14 protein-coding genes are annotated in these 15607 nt (G+C 68.7%); 3 read left to right on the top strand and 11 right to left on the bottom strand.

Annotated elements, in window-relative coordinates; translation table 11 throughout:
• Positions 1–32: 32 nt before the first annotated feature.
• The 3 genes from kstD to H7K45_RS00255 all read left to right on the top strand — a co-directional run bounded on the left by kstD (position 33) and on the right by H7K45_RS00255 (position 3615).
• A complete protein-coding gene (gene kstD, locus H7K45_RS00265) occupies positions 33–1721 on the top strand; it encodes a 3-oxosteroid 1-dehydrogenase (RefSeq protein ID WP_263993697.1) in 1689 nt (562 codons plus the stop codon).
• A gap of 1 nt (position 1722) precedes the next feature.
• Positions 1723–2598 (top strand): enoyl-CoA hydratase ChsH3, encoded by an 876-nt coding sequence (gene chsH3, locus H7K45_RS00260; RefSeq protein WP_263993695.1) that lies wholly within the window; start codon positions 1723–1725, stop codon positions 2596–2598.
• A gap of 69 nt (positions 2599–2667) precedes the next feature.
• Positions 2668–3615 (top strand): MPT63 family protein, encoded by a 948-nt coding sequence (locus H7K45_RS00255; RefSeq protein ID WP_263993693.1) that lies wholly within the window; start codon positions 2668–2670, stop codon positions 3613–3615.
• Positions 3616–3620: 5 nt separating this feature from the next.
• Here the strand turns inward: H7K45_RS00255 and H7K45_RS00250 are convergent, their stop codons facing one another.
• From H7K45_RS00250 to H7K45_RS00200, 11 genes are all read right to left on the bottom strand, one after another.
• On the bottom strand, positions 3621–5207 hold the full coding sequence (locus H7K45_RS00250) for a serine/threonine-protein kinase (protein ID WP_263993692.1): 1587 nt from the start codon (positions 5205–5207) through the stop codon (positions 3621–3623).
• 66 nt (positions 5208–5273) lie between these two features.
• A complete protein-coding gene (locus H7K45_RS00245) occupies positions 5274–5981 on the bottom strand; it encodes a hypothetical protein (RefSeq protein WP_263993691.1) in 708 nt (235 codons plus the stop codon).
• Positions 5982–6002: 21 nt separating this feature from the next.
• The gene (locus H7K45_RS00240) at positions 6003–7088 is read right to left on the bottom strand and encodes a hypothetical protein (RefSeq protein WP_263993690.1); all 1086 of its coding nucleotides are present in this window, start codon (positions 7086–7088) and stop codon (positions 6003–6005) included.
• Positions 7089–7202: 114 nt separating this feature from the next.
• Positions 7203–8732 carry a hypothetical protein gene (locus H7K45_RS00235; RefSeq protein WP_263993689.1) on the bottom strand — a complete coding sequence of 510 codons (1530 nt, stop codon included), beginning with the start codon at positions 8730–8732 and terminating at the stop codon, positions 7203–7205.
• 441 nt (positions 8733–9173) lie between these two features.
• Positions 9174–9296, bottom strand: coding sequence for a hypothetical protein (locus H7K45_RS00230; protein ID WP_263993688.1), 123 nt, complete (start codon positions 9294–9296; stop codon positions 9174–9176).
• 59 nt (positions 9297–9355) lie between these two features.
• On the bottom strand, positions 9356–10204 hold the full coding sequence (locus H7K45_RS00225) for a GNAT family protein (protein WP_263993687.1): 849 nt from the start codon (positions 10202–10204) through the stop codon (positions 9356–9358).
• Entirely contained in the window at positions 10201–11619 is a 1419-nt protein-coding gene (locus H7K45_RS00220) for a KamA family radical SAM protein (RefSeq protein WP_263993686.1), read from the bottom strand. The genes H7K45_RS00225 and H7K45_RS00220 overlap by 4 nt, the downstream gene beginning before the upstream one ends.
• Positions 11616–13004: a flavin monoamine oxidase family protein gene (locus tag H7K45_RS00215; protein WP_263993685.1), complete on the bottom strand. Its 1389-nt coding sequence runs from the start codon at positions 13002–13004 to the stop codon at positions 11616–11618. Before H7K45_RS00215 ends, H7K45_RS00220 begins: the two co-directional genes overlap by 4 nt.
• Complete coding sequence (locus H7K45_RS00210) at positions 13001–13222, bottom strand: acyl carrier protein (RefSeq protein ID WP_263993683.1); 222 nt, start codon at positions 13220–13222, stop codon at positions 13001–13003. Before H7K45_RS00210 ends, H7K45_RS00215 begins: the two co-directional genes overlap by 4 nt.
• Positions 13219–14781: an AMP-binding protein gene (locus tag H7K45_RS00205; RefSeq protein ID WP_263993681.1), complete on the bottom strand. Its 1563-nt coding sequence runs from the start codon at positions 14779–14781 to the stop codon at positions 13219–13221. The genes H7K45_RS00210 and H7K45_RS00205 overlap by 4 nt, the downstream gene beginning before the upstream one ends.
• Positions 14778–15584, bottom strand: coding sequence for a glycoside hydrolase family 16 protein (locus H7K45_RS00200; RefSeq protein WP_263993678.1), 807 nt, complete (start codon positions 15582–15584; stop codon positions 14778–14780). The genes H7K45_RS00205 and H7K45_RS00200 overlap by 4 nt, the downstream gene beginning before the upstream one ends.
• Positions 15585–15607 lie beyond the last annotated feature (23 nt).

The following is a 15607-nucleotide window of genomic DNA, read 5'->3' as shown; positions in this document are numbered from 1 at the left end:
GGTCGGCCGGGCAATTCTATAACGTGTTCTACATGACTCAAAAGGAGTACGACGTCGTCGTGGTCGGAAGCGGCGCCGCCGGCATGGTGGCCGCACTCACCGCCGCCCACCAGGGACTCTCGACGATAGTCGTCGAGAAGGCTCCGCACTATGGAGGTTCGACCGCCCGATCGGGTGGTGGCGTCTGGATTCCGAACAACGAGGTCCTGAAGCGGGACGGCGTGAAGGACACCGCGGAGGCGGCCCGCACCTACCTGCACACCATCATCGGCGACGCGGTCGAACCTCAGAAGATCGACACCTACCTGGACCGCGGGCCCGAGATGCTGTCGTTCGTGCTGAAGCATTCGCCGTTGAAGCTGTGCTGGGTGCCCGGCTACTCCGACTACTACCCCGAGGCCGCAGGCGGGAAGCCGACCGGCCGCTCGGTCGAGCCCAAGCCATTCGACGCGAAGAAACTCGGACCGGACGAGGCGGGCCTCGAGCCGCCGTACGGCAAGGTTCCGATGAACATGGTCGTCATGCAGCAGGACTACGTGCGGCTCAACCAGCTCAAGCGCCATCCGCGTGGCGTGCTCAGGAGCCTGAAGATCGGCGTTCGCGCGACGTGGGCCAAGGTGACCGGCAAGAACCTCGTCGGCATGGGGCGCGCCCTGATCGCCCCGATGCGCATCGGACTCCAAAGAGCAGGCGTGCCAGTCCAACTCAACACTGCCCTCACCGATCTCTACGTCGAGAACGGTGTCGTGCGCGGGATCTACGTGGTCGACACACGCGACGCCGCTGACGTCGAACCCCGACTGATCAAGGCGCGTCGAGGCGTCATCCTCGGCAGCGGTGGCTTCGAGCACAACGAGCAGATGCGGGTGAAGTACCAGCGCGCACCGATCACCACCGAATGGACCGTCGGCGCGGTCGCCAACACCGGCGACGGCATCATCGCCGCCGAAAAGCTCGGTGCTGCACTGGAATTGATGGAGGACGCCTGGTGGGGCCCGACCGTCCCGCTGGTGGGGGCGCCGTGGTTCGCGCTGTCCGAGCGCAACTCCCCCGGCTCGATCATCGTCAACACCAGCGGCAAACGCTTCATGAACGAGTCGATGCCCTACGTCGAAGCCTGCCACTGGATGTACGGCGGCGAGTTCGGCCAGGGCGAGGGCCCCGGCGAGAACGTGCCGTCCTGGCTCGTGTTCGACCAGCAGTACCGCGATCGCTACATCTTCGCCGGACTGCAACCGGGCCAACGTATTCCGAAGCGCTGGTTGGAGTCCGGCGTCGTCGTCAAGGCCGACACCATCGAGGAGCTGGCCGAGCGAACCGGGCTGCCGCTCGGTGAATTCAAGGACACCGTCGAGCGGTTCAACGGTTTCGCCCGCACCGGCGTCGACGAGGACTTCCACCGCGGCGAGAGCGCGTATGACCGCTACTACGGCGACCCGACCAACAAGCCCAACCCGAACCTCGGCGAGATCAGCCACGGCCCGTTCTACGCAGCCAAGCTGGTGCCCGGCGACCTCGGCACCAAGGGTGGTGTGCGCACCGACGTCAACGGTCGGGCCTTGCGCGACGACGGTTCGGTGATCGAGGGTCTCTACGCCGCAGGCAACGTCAGCTCGCCGGTGATGGGCCACACCTATCCGGGACCCGGCGGTACCATCGGGCCGGCCATGACGTTCGGCTATCTCGCCGCACTGCACCTGGCCACCTCCGAGAGGGCCTGACGTGCCGATAGACGTGGACGAGGCGATTGGCGCCGAACTGCCGCCGGTCGACTTCACCTGGAGCAGCAGCGACGTTCAGCTCTATCACCTCGGTCTCGGCGCAGGCGCCGACCCGATGGACGCTCGCGAGCTTCGCTACCTCGCAGACGACACGCCCCAGGTGCTGCCGACGTTCGGGTGCGTGGCGCAGACGTTCCATGCGACCGAGGCGCCAACGGTCAGGTTCCCGGGGGTCGACGTCGAGCTGTCGAAGGTGTTGCACGCCAGCGAGACCGTCACGGTTCCTGGGCCCATTCCACCGTCCGGGAAGGGACGGGCGACCACCCGCATCACCGACGTGTGGGACAAGGGCAAGGCCGCGGTGATCTGGTCGGAGACGACGGTGACCACGCCCGGTGGCGATCCGTTGTGGACGCAGAAGCGGTCCATCTTCGCCCGCGGCGAGGGCGGCTTCGGCGGGGAGCGTGGGGCGTCGACCTCGACGGAACCGCCCGACCGCGCCCCCGACGTGGAGCTGTCGATTCCGACACTGCCCCAGCAGGCCCTGCTGTACCGGCTCTGCGGCGACCGCAACCCGTTGCACTCCGACCCCGACTTCGCCGCGGCTGCGGGCTTTCCGAAACCAATCCTGCACGGGCTGTGCACCTTCGGCATTGGCGCCAAGGCGCTCGTCGACCACTTTCTCGACGGCGACGCATCCCGGGTCGGTTCGTACGGCGCCCGTTTCGCGGGCGTCCTGTTTCCGGGCGAGACCCTCGGTGCGCGCGTGTGGCAGGAGGACGGTCGGCTGCTCGCGGTCTTCGTGGCGCCCGGGCGTGAGGACGCCGTGGTGCTGTCCGGGGTGGAATTGGTGCCCGGAACGTCCCCGCTGACCTGATAGCTTCAGACGAACGACTGTTTCCGTAGGGGGGACGTCGCAGTTTGGACTTACGGGGAGGCACGTCACGTGAAGATCACCTGGGCCTTGGCATCGGCTGCCGCGGTCGGATCCATCGGGTTCATCGGAGTCATCGGCGCGCCGATCGCCGCCGCCGACGAGCTGACCACCACCACGATCGGAAACGAAGCCCGGTTGACCAACGGAGACGTGGTCCAGGGCTGGACGATCAGCAACCTCAAGCCCAGCACCGACACCATTCCCTACCCGGTTGCCGGCACGCTGTGGGAGGCCACGGCAACGGATCAGGCCATCGAGGGCAACGTCACCCCGATCGTCTCGAATCTCAACGCGCGCGCCAAGAGTGGCGAGACCTACCGCGTGCTGTTCGGCGTTGCGACCCCACAGGGCGTCAACCCGGCGACGATTCCCCAAGGCGAGAAGACCAGCGGCAAGGTCTACTTCGACGTCGTCGGCGACACCCCCGACAGCGTCGTCTACAACGCCGGCGGGCAAGACCTGCTGGTGTGGGTGCAGCCGCCGCCGCAGCTGCCGGCCCAGCGCAACGGGGGCAGCTACTCGTCGTCGTCGCCCGCCGCCACCGCTGCGCCGACCACGCCGGCCACGCCGGGAGCTGTCCCTGGCGCGCCGGTCGGCGCCGAGGCAGTGCCCGCGCCGGGTGCCGTCCAACCGGCAGGAAGCTCGGGTACCCCCATTCCCGCTGGCAGCCAAGGGACTCCGCTCGCACCGGGCAGCCAGGGCACGCCGGTCCCGGGTGCCACCCCGGTCACCCCGGCTCCCGCCGCGGCCGAGGGTGCGCCGCTGCCCGCCAGCGTTCAGGGTGGCCCGGCGCCCACCGGAAGTCAGGGCACGCCGCTGCCCGCGGGCGCATCGTCGCCCGCGCCATTGGCACCGGTGACCCCGGGTGCCCCGGCACCCACCGCAGCCGGGACGCCAGCACCCGCGTTGGCACCCACCGCGCCCACGACGACCCTGATCGCTCCGCCGCCGGCCTGATCGGATCAGGAGTGGCTCGACCACCACACGTAGAGCTGGTCGAGGTTGGGTCCGCTCTGCACGCCGTCGACCGACGCCAGCATCAGCTTGGCTTCGTCGGTCCAGGCAAGAGTCGGCACGTCATCGCGATACCCGCACACCAGCGTGCCGCTGACGAGCTGCGGGGTGGCGTTGCGCCGCCAGGCTCCTGGTGACTGAATGTTGCCGGGGCAGTTGACTACCCGCATGCCACCGACGACCGCGCCGAATGCCGTCTGCAATCCCGTCGCGTCGGCGAACGACGTGTACGTCGACGTCGGCGGTCCACCGGCGTCGGCGTTCTGCATGCACGCGAACTTCGCCAGGGCAGCAGGCGGCACGTCCACCGCCGTGCACGCCGCAGAGGGATAGCCCGGGGGCAGCGCACCGCGGAGGCGTTGTTGGGCAGCGGCGTCGACCGACGTGGTCGTCGTCGACGCCGACTGCGCGGCAGAAGAGGACTCGCCGCCACCGGAGGACGGCCACAACGCCCACACCGCCAGCGCGACGACAGCCACCCCCGCTACTGCGGCCGCGGCCACCGGCGCGACGGGAAACTGCTTGCGCCTTCCTCTGGGCGCCCTGGGGTCCACCGTCAACGGCTCGGTGTAGAGGTTGGCGAAGGTGTCCCCCGCGGGCGCAGGACCGTAGTTCGGGGGCGCGACCGCCGACCGCGGCCCCATTGCCTCGATCTTCTCGCTCAACGCGCGCGCGAAATCCGAGCAACGGGCAAAACGGCTTTCGGGACGTTTCGACAGTGCCACCGTCAACACGGGATCCAACGCGGTGAGTTCGGGGCGCCTGGACCCCAGGGTCGGCGGCTTGGAATTCAGGTGGTCGTGGATCACCTCGGCGGGGTCCATGCTGGGAAACAGCGGCTCGCCGGTCAGCAGTTGGTACGCCGTCGCCGCGAGGGCATACTGGTCGGCCCGCGGACCGACCTCGTCCCCGGACAATTGCTCCGGTGCGCAGTAGGCAACGGTGCCGATCGCCGATGCGGTCACGTCGTCGGCCTCGTCGACGTCGCGCGCAATACCGAAGTCGGTCAACAGGATTCGCTGCTCGCCGTCGTCGTCGAGATGAGTGAGCATGATGTTGGCCGGCTTGACGTCTCGATGCAGCAGGCCGCGCTTGTGGGCACTGTCGAGCGCGCTGGCGACGGCCGTGACGATCCGGGCGACGTCGTCGGCCGGCATGCCGGCGGGATGGCGTTCGGCAATCAGCCGCGAGGCGTCCAGACCGTCGACGTAGTCCATCGAAATCCACAACTGGCCGTCGGCTTCGCCACGGTCGTGCACGCCGACGATGTTGGGATGCCACAGCGTCGAGGCAAGATCGGCCTCACGGTTGAACCGGGCGCGGTATTCGGTGTCCGCCGACCAGGTCGACGGCAGCAGCTTGAGCGCGTCACGGCGTGGAAGTCGCGGGTGCTGGGCGAGATAGACCCGACCCATTCCGCCGGAGCCCAGCAGGCCGAGGATCTCGTAGCCCGCGAAGGTCTGACCGGGGCTCAACTCGTCGTCCGGCAGAGGCGGCGGGAGAGAAGGCCACTCGTCGGGTGGCGGCGAACTCATTCCCGTACCTCCGAGTCGCTCAGTCTGACTACCTCGTGCGTCGGTACTGAGCGTAGTGCTCGGCGGTCACATGTTGCGTTCGAGGCCTTCTCCACGCTGCGGCGGGGCGACGGGCGCCGGACCGGTCGCGTGGGGTGCGGGACCGGCGACGGCGTGGTCGAGCGGCGGCCGCGCCGCCCGCGCCTCGCGTTCACGCTCGCGCTCGTCGTGCTCTGCGCGTTCTCTCTCCTCCTGAGATCGATCGCGGTCGGAAGCCGCGTCGTCACGGGACTGTTGCGGCGCCGCGGCACCCGTGCCGCCGGCACCCTGGCCAGCCGCCGGTTGCCCGCCCGCCGGTTGGGCCCCCGCTGGTTGAGCAGAGCCGCCCTGCGGGCCGGTCGCGCCGCCACCGCCCTGGGCAGACCCCATGGCTTGCTGAATCATCTGGCCGAATTGGCCTGCCTGCTGGCCGAGTTGCTGGGCCGGTCCGCCCGCCTGCTGGGCCATCTGACCGAGCTGCCCCAACATCTGCCCGAACTGACCCAACGATTGACCGCCCTGGTCGTCGGCGTTGTCATAGGCGCTCTGCGCCGAGCCCACCTTGCCGGCGAACATGGTCTCCTTGGCCTGCAAGGCGGTGACACTCGTCGCCATCGACGCCGCCAGCGTCGGCAGCACGCCTGCGATCGTCATGCTCATCGCGTCGTCACCGGGTGGCAGCATAGGGATCTCGGGCAGCTGGACACTGGCCGGATTCCAATTCAGGGAGTCCGGCGTCTGCATTGGACCCGACATCAGAACACCGCTCCCGCGCGCTCACCAGTCATCGTCGACCTCTTCCTCGCCGTAGTCCAGAGGGGGTGGAGCCGTGAGTGACGAGCCGGTGCCGCCGCTTTCGCCGCGCTGCTGGCCCATCATGCCCATGCCGCCGCCCATTCCGCCGGCACCGGCGCCAACCGGCGCCAGGCCCGCGACCCCTACCCCGCTTGCGCCCGCCGGGCGCACCGCGACGTCGCCGGAACTGCCGACGAGGCTGGCCAGCGCCGGAGACTGCGGGGACAGTCCACCCGACCCGGGCAGACCGGCCGCCTTCACCATTCCGCCGCCGGCACCAGCGCCGCCGCCACCGGCCAGGGGATGATTGGAGAACGCCGAGAAGGGCGACACCGAGCCGGCGCCGGAACTGCCCTTGCCCCCCGCGGACATCAGTTGCTGCAGGGGCTGCATGATCTGCTGCAGCGGTTGCATCAACTGCTGTGGTGCCTGGGTCAACATGCCGCCGATCTGCTGCGGCAACTGCATCGCCATTTGACCCATCTGCATCATCATCTGCATGGCCTGCTGCGAGCCCTTGTCCGCAGCCTGGGACGCCTGCGCGGTGCCGGGAGGGGCACCCGGGTTGGGGATGTTGGGCGGCACGCCGAGGCCCGAGGCCAATTCCGCCGAGTTCGCGTTGACCATGGCGATGTTCTGCGACAGACCCATCTTGATGCGACTCTGCACCAACTCCTGGGCGTTGCCGAACGGCATCGCCGACAACGCCTCGCATTCCTGCTGCACCTCTTGGGCGGTGGTGTTGACCAGCATCTTGGTCTTCGCGACGGTGGCCTCCATGGTGCGCAGCTTCAGGGCGATCGCCGCGGCCTGGGCGGCGTTGGCCTCGTGGCCGGCGACGATCGTCGTCGCCTCACCCCCGGCGGCGAGCGAACCCGCGCCCGTCCACTGGTCGGCCATCTGCATCATCTGACCCTGTTGCTGGGGCACCACCGAACCGGTGATCTTGGCTGCCAGCGCCTCGTACTGCGCCGCGGCGGCCGCCAGCGACTCCTCGTCGACGTTCGGCCAGCCAGGCCCCGTCACCGTCTGTGACCCGAACGGGCTGCTGTCGGGTGGCACACCCACGACTTCGGCTCCCTCCCCCGCGTGTAGCTACGTAGGTCGAGATTACCGTCGAGCCACGTAGCACGCGCACACCTCTTCGAGGGATGGGCCCAGATTGCCCGGCCGGTGCGACGACTACGCGTCGCCGCCTCCGGCGCTGCCCGAGCTGCCGCCCGTTCCGCCGGGGCCACCCGCACCTCCGGCTCCACCGGCACCACCGGCGTTGGACGTCCCACCGGACGCAGTGCCGCCGTTTCCACCCGTACCGCCGTGGCCGCCCAGCCCATGCGCGTCACCGCCCCTGCCGCCGGAACCGCCGGTGTTGGTCGCCGGGCCGGATGCGTCACCTCCGTCGCCGCCGGTGCCGCCGCTTCCGCCGTCCCCGCCACGACCGCCCGATCCGCCCTGCGACGGCCCTGCCGTGGAGTTGGTCTTTCCGCCCGCCCCGCCGGCGCCACCGGCGCCAATCGTCGAACTGCCGCCCGTGCCACCACCGCCGCCGGTCGCGGTCGAACCGGTGCCATCGGAGGTTGCGACACCGCCACCACCGCCGTCACCTCCGGAACCGAGGCTCGCGCCACCACCGGCGCCGCCGACACCACCGGTCGAATTGCCGTTGTCGGAGTGGGAGAAGCCGCCGGTGCCGCCGCCACCACCGCCACCCAAGAGCCCGCCAGCACCACCGGCACCGCCGGCGCCACCGGTCGAATCGGCGCCCCCGGTGTCGTCGGCGGGAAGCGCGTTGTTGCTGTCACCGCCGGCTCCGCCCGCACCTCCGGAACCCGCCAGGACGGCACTCCCGCCGCGTCCGCCGGTACCGCCGGTGCCGGACCCGGTGTCGGAGCTTCCGTAGCCGGCGTCACCGCCGCTGCCGGCATTTCCGACCACAGTTCGACCGCCGTTTCCGCCGTTTCCACCGGTCGCGGTCCCGCTCTGGCTGAAGGCTCCGCCACCGGCACCGCCCGCGCCGCCACTGCCGCTGGATGCCCCGCCACCACTGCCGCCGGCGCCGCCGGTCGCATCGCCGTTGAGCGCTTGCGCCGCTCCGCCGATTCCACCGCTGCCCGCGCTGCCAATGACGAGGCCGCCCGCGCCGCCGTCACCGCCGGCAGCACCGACGGCGTTCGTCGCGCTCGCGGTGCGGACCAACTGAATGTCGCTGCCGCCCTGGCCACCCTGGCCGCCTAGGCCGATCAGGCCTCCCCGTCCGCCGTTGCCGCCTGCGGTGGCCGCAGACACCAGACTTCCGTCGGCGCCGTGGACCGCGTCCACGCCGTCGCCGCCCGCGCCGCCGTTGCCGAAGATGAGCCCTGCGCTGCCACCGACACCACCGAGCGCGCCCGCACCACCATTGCCCCACAGCAATCCAGCGTTGCCGCCGTTACAGGGCGCCGTGCACGTCGCCGCATCGGCGTCGATGCCGTCGCCGATGAGCCAACCGCCCGGTCCGATGAGCGGCCGGAACGGCGTCACCGCCGCTGCAGCCAACGCAGTGGGCGTCGGCGATCCGGACGTGCCGATGAGTGCACAGCCCGAGATGGGCGAGCAATCGAAGGCCCCTGGGCTGAGCGTGAACTCGGTCGACGCCAGCCGAACCTCCACGACGCTCGACCGTGGCGCCGGCGCACCCGGGGGAGCTGCGAGCAGGAGGCCCACTCCTACCATGGCCGCCCCCGTGGCTCCCGTCGTGACATATTGGCGAACCGACATCCGCTGTGCGGACGAGTCTTGAATGGACAAGGTGAAACCTCCTTGATGCGGAGCCCGTCGACGCCCGGCAGGCAGGGCCCTCGCGAGGAGGGCTGGGAACCAATGGCCTTGCGTGCGACGCATTCTCGCGAAAGCGAGGCAAACCCGGCCATGCCCAACTATCGGCGTCCGTGCCGGGTGGGCGCATGAATCATCGGAGCGAACTTCTTCGAACAATCGGGTCTAGTTCCCGACGACGCCCCGCGAGGCAATGGTGCACCGCACGCCGCCCTCCGCGTTCCGAGGACCGCGGCAGGCGGTTCCCGACGACGGGAAACGCACCGTCGGGGCCTGGCCCGTGGTGCCATCGAACTAGTTCGACCGGCGATACCGTCTGGACCCTTGATGCCATGGGAGCTAGTCACTGCTTTGCGGGATGACCGATCGCAGCTTGACGGCGAGGGCCACGTTGACGGCCAGCAGACAGACCACGAGCGCGGCATATGCCGCCGAGACGGCGAGAACCGCGTCGACGAGCAAGCTCCGAAGGTCGGTCCAACGAATGGCGCGCCGAGAAGATCTCGATGGTTTGGACCGATTTACCATGGTACGCAGACGAGTTCGCTGTAGAGGTCGTCAATCTGCGCGGGCTCCAGGGTGGCGCTCCGGTACATCTTCGGCCAACTCGCCAGCTTGAACGACAGTGCCGGCGCGCAACCGATCACGCGCCGCTCGGCAAGGGTTGCGACCAGCCCGTGCCGCAACAGCAGATGACGCGTGATGGGCAGCAGGGAACGCCGAAACAGGCCCTGGTCTCCCACGTGGAGAATCATCGCGAACAGAGGCACACCCTTGAACCGGTATTCCCGGTACATCACGTAGCAGGACTCGATGCCGCGCTGGACCAACAGATGGCGCGCGGCCAGCGCTTGGGCGTGGTCTCTGTAGAGGACGAGCTCCGAGCCCACGAGGGTCCGTTCGATGACGTTCGGATCGGCGCTGACCCTCGTTCGGCCGAAGGCTCGGGGCCAGGGCAGGTTGGGGACGAGCGAGGCCGACGTGTCCAGGGGCCGAAACTTGAAGAACTCGAGTATCTCTCGCGGTCCGTCGTCCGGGGACAGCACCGTGACGCTATAGCCGTCCTGCGCCAACAACGCCTTCAACAGCAAGATGCTTCGCGATCGGTAACGCGGCAGAACGCACCACGAGCCCATGTTGCAGAGCCGTTCGACGCGACCGCCGAGCAGCCGGTCCGAGTAGACCGCCAACAAAGTCCCGACGATCCGCCCGCCGTCTCGCAGCATGAACCCGCGATTGGGCGCCGTCACCTCCCACGGCACCGCTGCGAGTGACCGGCTCCAAGACACTCGGCCATCGTGATTGGCGCTGAGGAAGTCGGACACCGCGTCGACGTCGGCCTCGGTGATGGGAACGACGTCGACGGTCATACCGCGCGCCGCGGGGAACGACCGCACTGCCGTCGCCACCACGCCTGTCCCGCCGTGGGCAGACCGTCGATGGGGTCGTAGAACGGGTAGACGCCGTTGAACGCGTCGACGTCGGACCCGTCGAGCCCCGTGCGGTAGTTCTTGCTCCAGTAGGAGATTCCGCGGGTGCGGTCGTAGCGCGACACCTGATGCACCCAGCGCTTGCCGACATACGGTACGTCGCAGACGATTCGGGGCGTGGCGTAGCCAGGCAGATAACCCATGATCGACAACTGCAGTTCCTGCGCCTCCCACAGGGCAATTCGCCAGTGTTCGGCGTTCGGAATCATGTCGCACATGTAGAAGTAGTACGGCAGGATGTTGGCCTCGCCCTGCAGCGCGAAGCAGAGGTCCAGCAGATCGTCGGCGGTGGCGTTCACTCCCTGCAGCAAGACCCCTTGGTTGCGAACGTCCCGCAATCCCGCATCCAGCAGCGCGCGGGACGCCTCCGCGACGAGCGGGGTGACCGACTGCACGTGGTTGACGTGGGTGTGCAGGGCCAGATTGACCCGGCGCGAGGCCGCCAGCCGCGCGATGCGGCCGACCCCGTCGACGACCTCAGGCTGCAGCCAGTGTTGGGGCAGTGCCGCGAGCGCCTTCGACGCCAGCCGTATGTCGCGAATGGTGTCGATGTCGAGTAGCTGCAGGAGGAACGACTCGAGCCGTGGCCACGGGACGTTTGCGACGTCACCGCCGGAGACCACGACGTCACGAACCGTCGGTGTGGCGCGTAGATAGTCGAGCATTCGGTCCTGGCGATCAGCCGGGCGCAGGGTGAGTCGGGCCTTCGCGACCGATGGCGTGGAGTTGCCCACCAAGTCCATCCGAGTGCAATGCCCACAGTACTGCGGGCAGGTCGACAGCAGTTCGGCGAGAACCTTGGTTGGGTAGCGGTGAGTCAGACCCTCGACGACCCACATGTCGCTCTCGTGCAGCGAATCCCGTTCGGCGAACGGATGAGATCCCCACTCCGGCTCGCGGTCACTCATCACCGGCAGCATGTATCGCCGAATGGGATCGGCATAGAACGCCTCGGTGACCTGCTGCCGACCGGAGACGGCATGGGGCGCCATGGTGTTCAACATCTGCGGCGGCAACAGCATCGACATCGTGGCCCGCTGTAGCTGGTCTGCGACCAGGTCGTCGAAGAACGCGTCGTCGAGCAACGATCCCGTCACCGCACGGAGCTGGTCGACGTTCTTGATGGAATGCGATCGTTGCCACTGCGCATTGCGCCACTCGGCCTCCGTGACCCTCGCCCACCCGGGGTATCGCGTCCAATCGGGCTCCGCCAGCTCCGTTCGCCGGTAGGTGTAGGGCTGGTCCACGGCCGCGGTGAAGCCAGCCGTGCTGCCGAGATCTTCCAGTGTGGTCACTGCGCTACCGCCTTTCGCGGATCGGCGCCGACGTCGGCGCCTCGAATCAATTCGTTGGCAACCCGTCGGCCCGACCGGATGGCACCCTCCATCAGGCCGAAGAACTCGAGGCTGGTTTCGGTGCCTGCCCAGTGGACCCGGCCGTGCGGCTCGGTCAACGTCGGCCCGAGGCGTATCCAGTCGCCCGGTCCGAACAGGGCGGCGTAGCAACCCTTGCTGTGTCGATCCTCGAACCAGTCGGTGAACGAGCACTTGGTGGGTGCGGGTAAGTCGGGAAACAGCCTGCGCGCGTGGGCAAGAGCCGCATCTGCCTTCGCCGACAGTGGGAGCCGACTAAAGGGCTCAGCGGCCGCACCCGTCACGAATCCCGTCAGGATGCCCGCGGAACGATCGGCAGGCGAATCGTCCACCGTCGAGAGCAGCGGACCGTCCGTGCTGACCGACCAGCCGGACAGGCCGTGGTCGCGCCACATCGGCGAGGGATAGCCCAGGTGCACCTTCACGGCACACCCGCGGCCGGTGGCCGGCGTCGCACGCGGCGCGGTGAGGCCGGGTGTGAATTCGATCTGCTGGGCCAGCCGTGGTGGGAGCGCGACCACCACGTAGTCGGCGCGGTGCTCCGACGACGTGCCGTCGGCTGCGGAGATGGCGTGGACGACGACGTCGTGGCCCGACTGGTCGACGGCTCGGACCTCGCGCGCCAACTGGATCCGGTCGGCGAGCCGCCGGGCGAGGGCCTCACACAGTTGGTGCGCCCCGCCATCGATTCGCCACTCCTGGGCGCCACCCTTGAAGGCGTTGAGGAAGCGGATCCCGCCGCCGGACCGGAGATAGAACGCCATGTGCAGGACCGAGATCAGCTCGGGATCGGCTGCCATCATCTCACCGATGAACATCGGGAAGAAGGCTCGCGCGTCGGGGTGCCGGATTTCCTGGGCCACCCACTGCGCGACCGTCAGCCCGTCTAGGTAGTCGGCCCTGGCGCTCCTCCACGGCGCGTCCGGGCACACTTCCGCGACGAGGCCTTCGAGCCGGTCGAAGAGGTCACCGAGCGCGACGGCGTCCAGGGGCGGGACGCGGCTTCCCGACGTCGTCCGCGCGCCCGACAGCAGAAAGGTGCTGTCTCCCAACATCTCCGTCGACGCCAGCCGAAGGCCGTTCTCCCGCAGCATGCCGAGTACCTCGGTATGCCGCGCACCGAGATAGGCCGCACCTCCGTCCGCGACGACCGTCGGCGACATCGGCACACCATGTACTCGGCCACCCACCCGGTCCCTGGCCTCGAGGACCGTCACCTCGGCACCCGCCGTCGCCAGTTCGACGGCGGCGGTCAGTCCGGCCAGGCCCGCACCGACGACGACCACCCTCGTGTCTCCGGTGGTCATGGGGCGACCGCGACGAGCTTCGAGGCAAGTCCCTCGGGGGTGGGTTGGTCGACGAATTCCTCGTAGTCCAACTCCGTGCCGTAGTCACGTGCGATCGCACTGAGTACCCTCGTCGCCAACAGGGAGTCGCCACCCAGTTCGAAGAAGTCCGAGTGCGATTGCACCCGGGGCGTCTCGAGGACCCTCGAGAAGATCTCGATGATGTGGTCGGGATTCATGGGCGTGCTCCTTCGTTCTCTTCGGTGGTAGCGGCGCGCTGCGTCGCCGCTCGGTCGACCTTGCCGCTGGACGTGTACTGCAGAGCCGGCACGAACGTCACTCGAGCTGGGACGAACTGGTGCGGTAGTCGTGCGCGCAAGGAGCCCTTCAACTCCGCCGGGGTGACGCCTGCGGTCGCGACGACGTACGCGTGGAGCGACATCTGACCAAGCCGGCGTTCACCCATCACCACCGCTGCCGCCACCGCCGGGTGTGCGGTCAACTCTGCTTCGACCTCGGCCGGATCCACCCGCACACCAAGGACTTTGACTTGGTCGTCGCGTCGGCCGCGCGGATGCAGCAGCCCTCCGTCGCCACGGGTCACGATGTCGCCGGTGTGAAACCAACGGGTGGGGCCGGTGCCGTGGTCTGCAACCTCGAAGTCCGTTGCTGTGCGGTCGGTAAGACCCAGGTAACCGGTGGCGAGGCACGCGCCCGACACCAGCAGCTCACCGTCCCCGGTGACGTGGTCGACCACGTGTGGCAGCGCACGCCCGAGCGGTGCGTCGCCTGTGGCACAGTCGACGTCGGCATGGGGACCGGCCAGCTCGACGGCGTGCGTGATCATGGTCGTCTCGGTACAGCCGTAGGTGTTGAGCAAACGAACGTGGGCAGTGGCCATCTCCCGCCACTGCCGTAGCCGGGTGGGGTCCACCCGTTCACCACCGATCACCACCAGTCGAACGCAGTTCGGAAGCTCGATGCCGTGCTCGTACAGGTAGAGGACGAGTTCGTGCCAGAACGCGGTCGGGAGGTCCACCACGGTGACGCGCCGGTGGGAGAGCATTCGAACGAAGCGTGGGAACGACCTGGTGTGGGCCTCGTCGTCGAAGACCAGGGTTGCGCCGGACGTCAGCGCGGGCAGTATCTCCTCCAGACACGTATCCCAACCGAGAGAGGCGAACTGCAGCACACGATCCTCGGGCCGGAGTGCGAAAACGCTCCGCAAGGCCCGCACCGTCGTCGTCAGCGACTGGCGGGAGACGACCACCGCTTTCGGGGTCCCCGTCGACCCGGAGGTGCACAGTACGTACGCCGCGTCACCGGGGCGCGGAACGTTCAGGGTGCGTTCGGGGCATGCGGCGACGAGATCACCACCAACCACTTCGACCGGTAGGTTCGTCGCGCCCCGAGGGTCACCGGCGATGGCGTGTAGCCGATCCAGGCCGAGCACGGCCGCGAGGGCATTCTTGCGCGCCGCCGGCAACGTGGCGTCGATCGGACAGTAGGTCGCACCAGCCTGCAGCACGCCTAGGAGGTGCTCGACCACCGCGGGCGTGTGCGAGACCAGTACGCCGACGAGATCGGCTGCGTCAGAACCCGTTCGGTGGAGTCGATAGTGCGCCGCGGCGACCTCCACGCGCGCCGCGAGGTCACCATAGGTGACGGCGGCACCGTCGTGGACGACGGCGCAGTCTCGTCGCCGGTCCCCGACGGCGGCGACGAAGTCCGCCACGACGTCGTCGACGGCGTCGTCTGCCGGGACGGGTAGGCCGGCGTTCGCCAGATCGGCGCTCATCGGTAGAACCTCACCCAGTCGACCGTCATCTGCTTTGGCAGGACACCCGGTCCGACGGGACCAGGCCAGGCCCCACCCACGGCGAGGTTGAGAACGGCGAAGTAGGGCGTGTCGTAGATCCATTGCTGACCGGGGGGAAGGTCGGCCGGCGTGATGGTCGCCAGGGCGTTCTCGTCGATGCCGAACACCAGTCGGCCGGGTTCCTTGTCGAGCCAATAGGTGTGGAAGTCGTCTGCCAGACCGCCGACCCGCGAGGTCAGCTGCAACTGAGAATGTGAGGCGTTGCTACGCTGCCCCTCCACACGCGGACCGATGGCCGTGAAGTAGGCCGTGGAGGCGTCGTTGAGCAACTCCACGATGTCGATCTCACCGCTGGCGGGCCAGCCGACCTCGGGCATCGACTGTCCGAGCAACCAGAATGCCGGTTGAAGTCCCTGCCCGGCAGGCATCTTGATGCGTGCGGCAACCACGCCTTCGGTGACGTCCACCTTGCCCTGTGTGTTCAGTCGGGCCGACGTGACGTGACCGTCGTCGTCGCGAGCGGTGATCACCAGGTGTCCGTCACCGTCCTGTCGGATGTTGGCGGGGCTCGCGGTATAGGCCTGGGCCTCGCCGGCACCCCATCCGACTCCACCGGTCTCGATGTTCCACATCGCGGGGTCGGGCGCCGAGTTCGACGGGCCGTCGAAGTCGTCAGCCGCGTACAGCTGGTGCGACGCGGTGAGCGACGAGAACGATCCGACCGGCATGCCACCCGGCTCGGCGTGGCACGTACCGCCGCCACACGCCACGGTCGACACCACGAGCGCCACTGCGACTGGCGACC

This window comes from Mycobacterium yunnanensis (assembly GCF_025823185.1).
Taxonomy (GTDB): domain Bacteria; phylum Actinomycetota; class Actinomycetes; order Mycobacteriales; family Mycobacteriaceae; genus Mycobacterium; species Mycobacterium yunnanensis.
This window is presented reverse-complemented; position numbering and strand designations above follow the sequence as displayed.

Bases quoted from the DNA above. Each gene is read 5' to 3' on its own strand.
- kstD (WP_263993697.1), top strand. From the start codon at position 33: ATGACTCAAAAGGAGTACGACGTCGTCGTGGTCGGAAGCGGCGCCGCC.
- H7K45_RS00250 (WP_263993692.1), bottom strand. From the start codon at position 5,207: ATGAGTTCGCCGCCACCCGACGAGTGGCCTTCTCTCCCGCCGCCTCTG.
- H7K45_RS00245 (WP_263993691.1), bottom strand. From the start codon at position 5,981: ATGTCGGGTCCAATGCAGACGCCGGACTCCCTGAATTGGAATCCGGCC.
- H7K45_RS00235 (WP_263993689.1), bottom strand. From the start codon at position 8,732: ATGGTAGGAGTGGGCCTCCTGCTCGCAGCTCCCCCGGGTGCGCCGGCG.
- H7K45_RS00225 (WP_263993687.1), bottom strand. From the start codon at position 10,204: ATGACCGTCGACGTCGTTCCCATCACCGAGGCCGACGTCGACGCGGTG.
- H7K45_RS00215 (WP_263993685.1), bottom strand. From the start codon at position 13,004: ATGACCACCGGAGACACGAGGGTGGTCGTCGTCGGTGCGGGCCTGGCC.
- H7K45_RS00210 (WP_263993683.1), bottom strand. From the start codon at position 13,222: ATGAATCCCGACCACATCATCGAGATCTTCTCGAGGGTCCTCGAGACG.
- H7K45_RS00205 (WP_263993681.1), bottom strand. From the start codon at position 14,781: ATGAGCGCCGATCTGGCGAACGCCGGCCTACCCGTCCCGGCAGACGAC.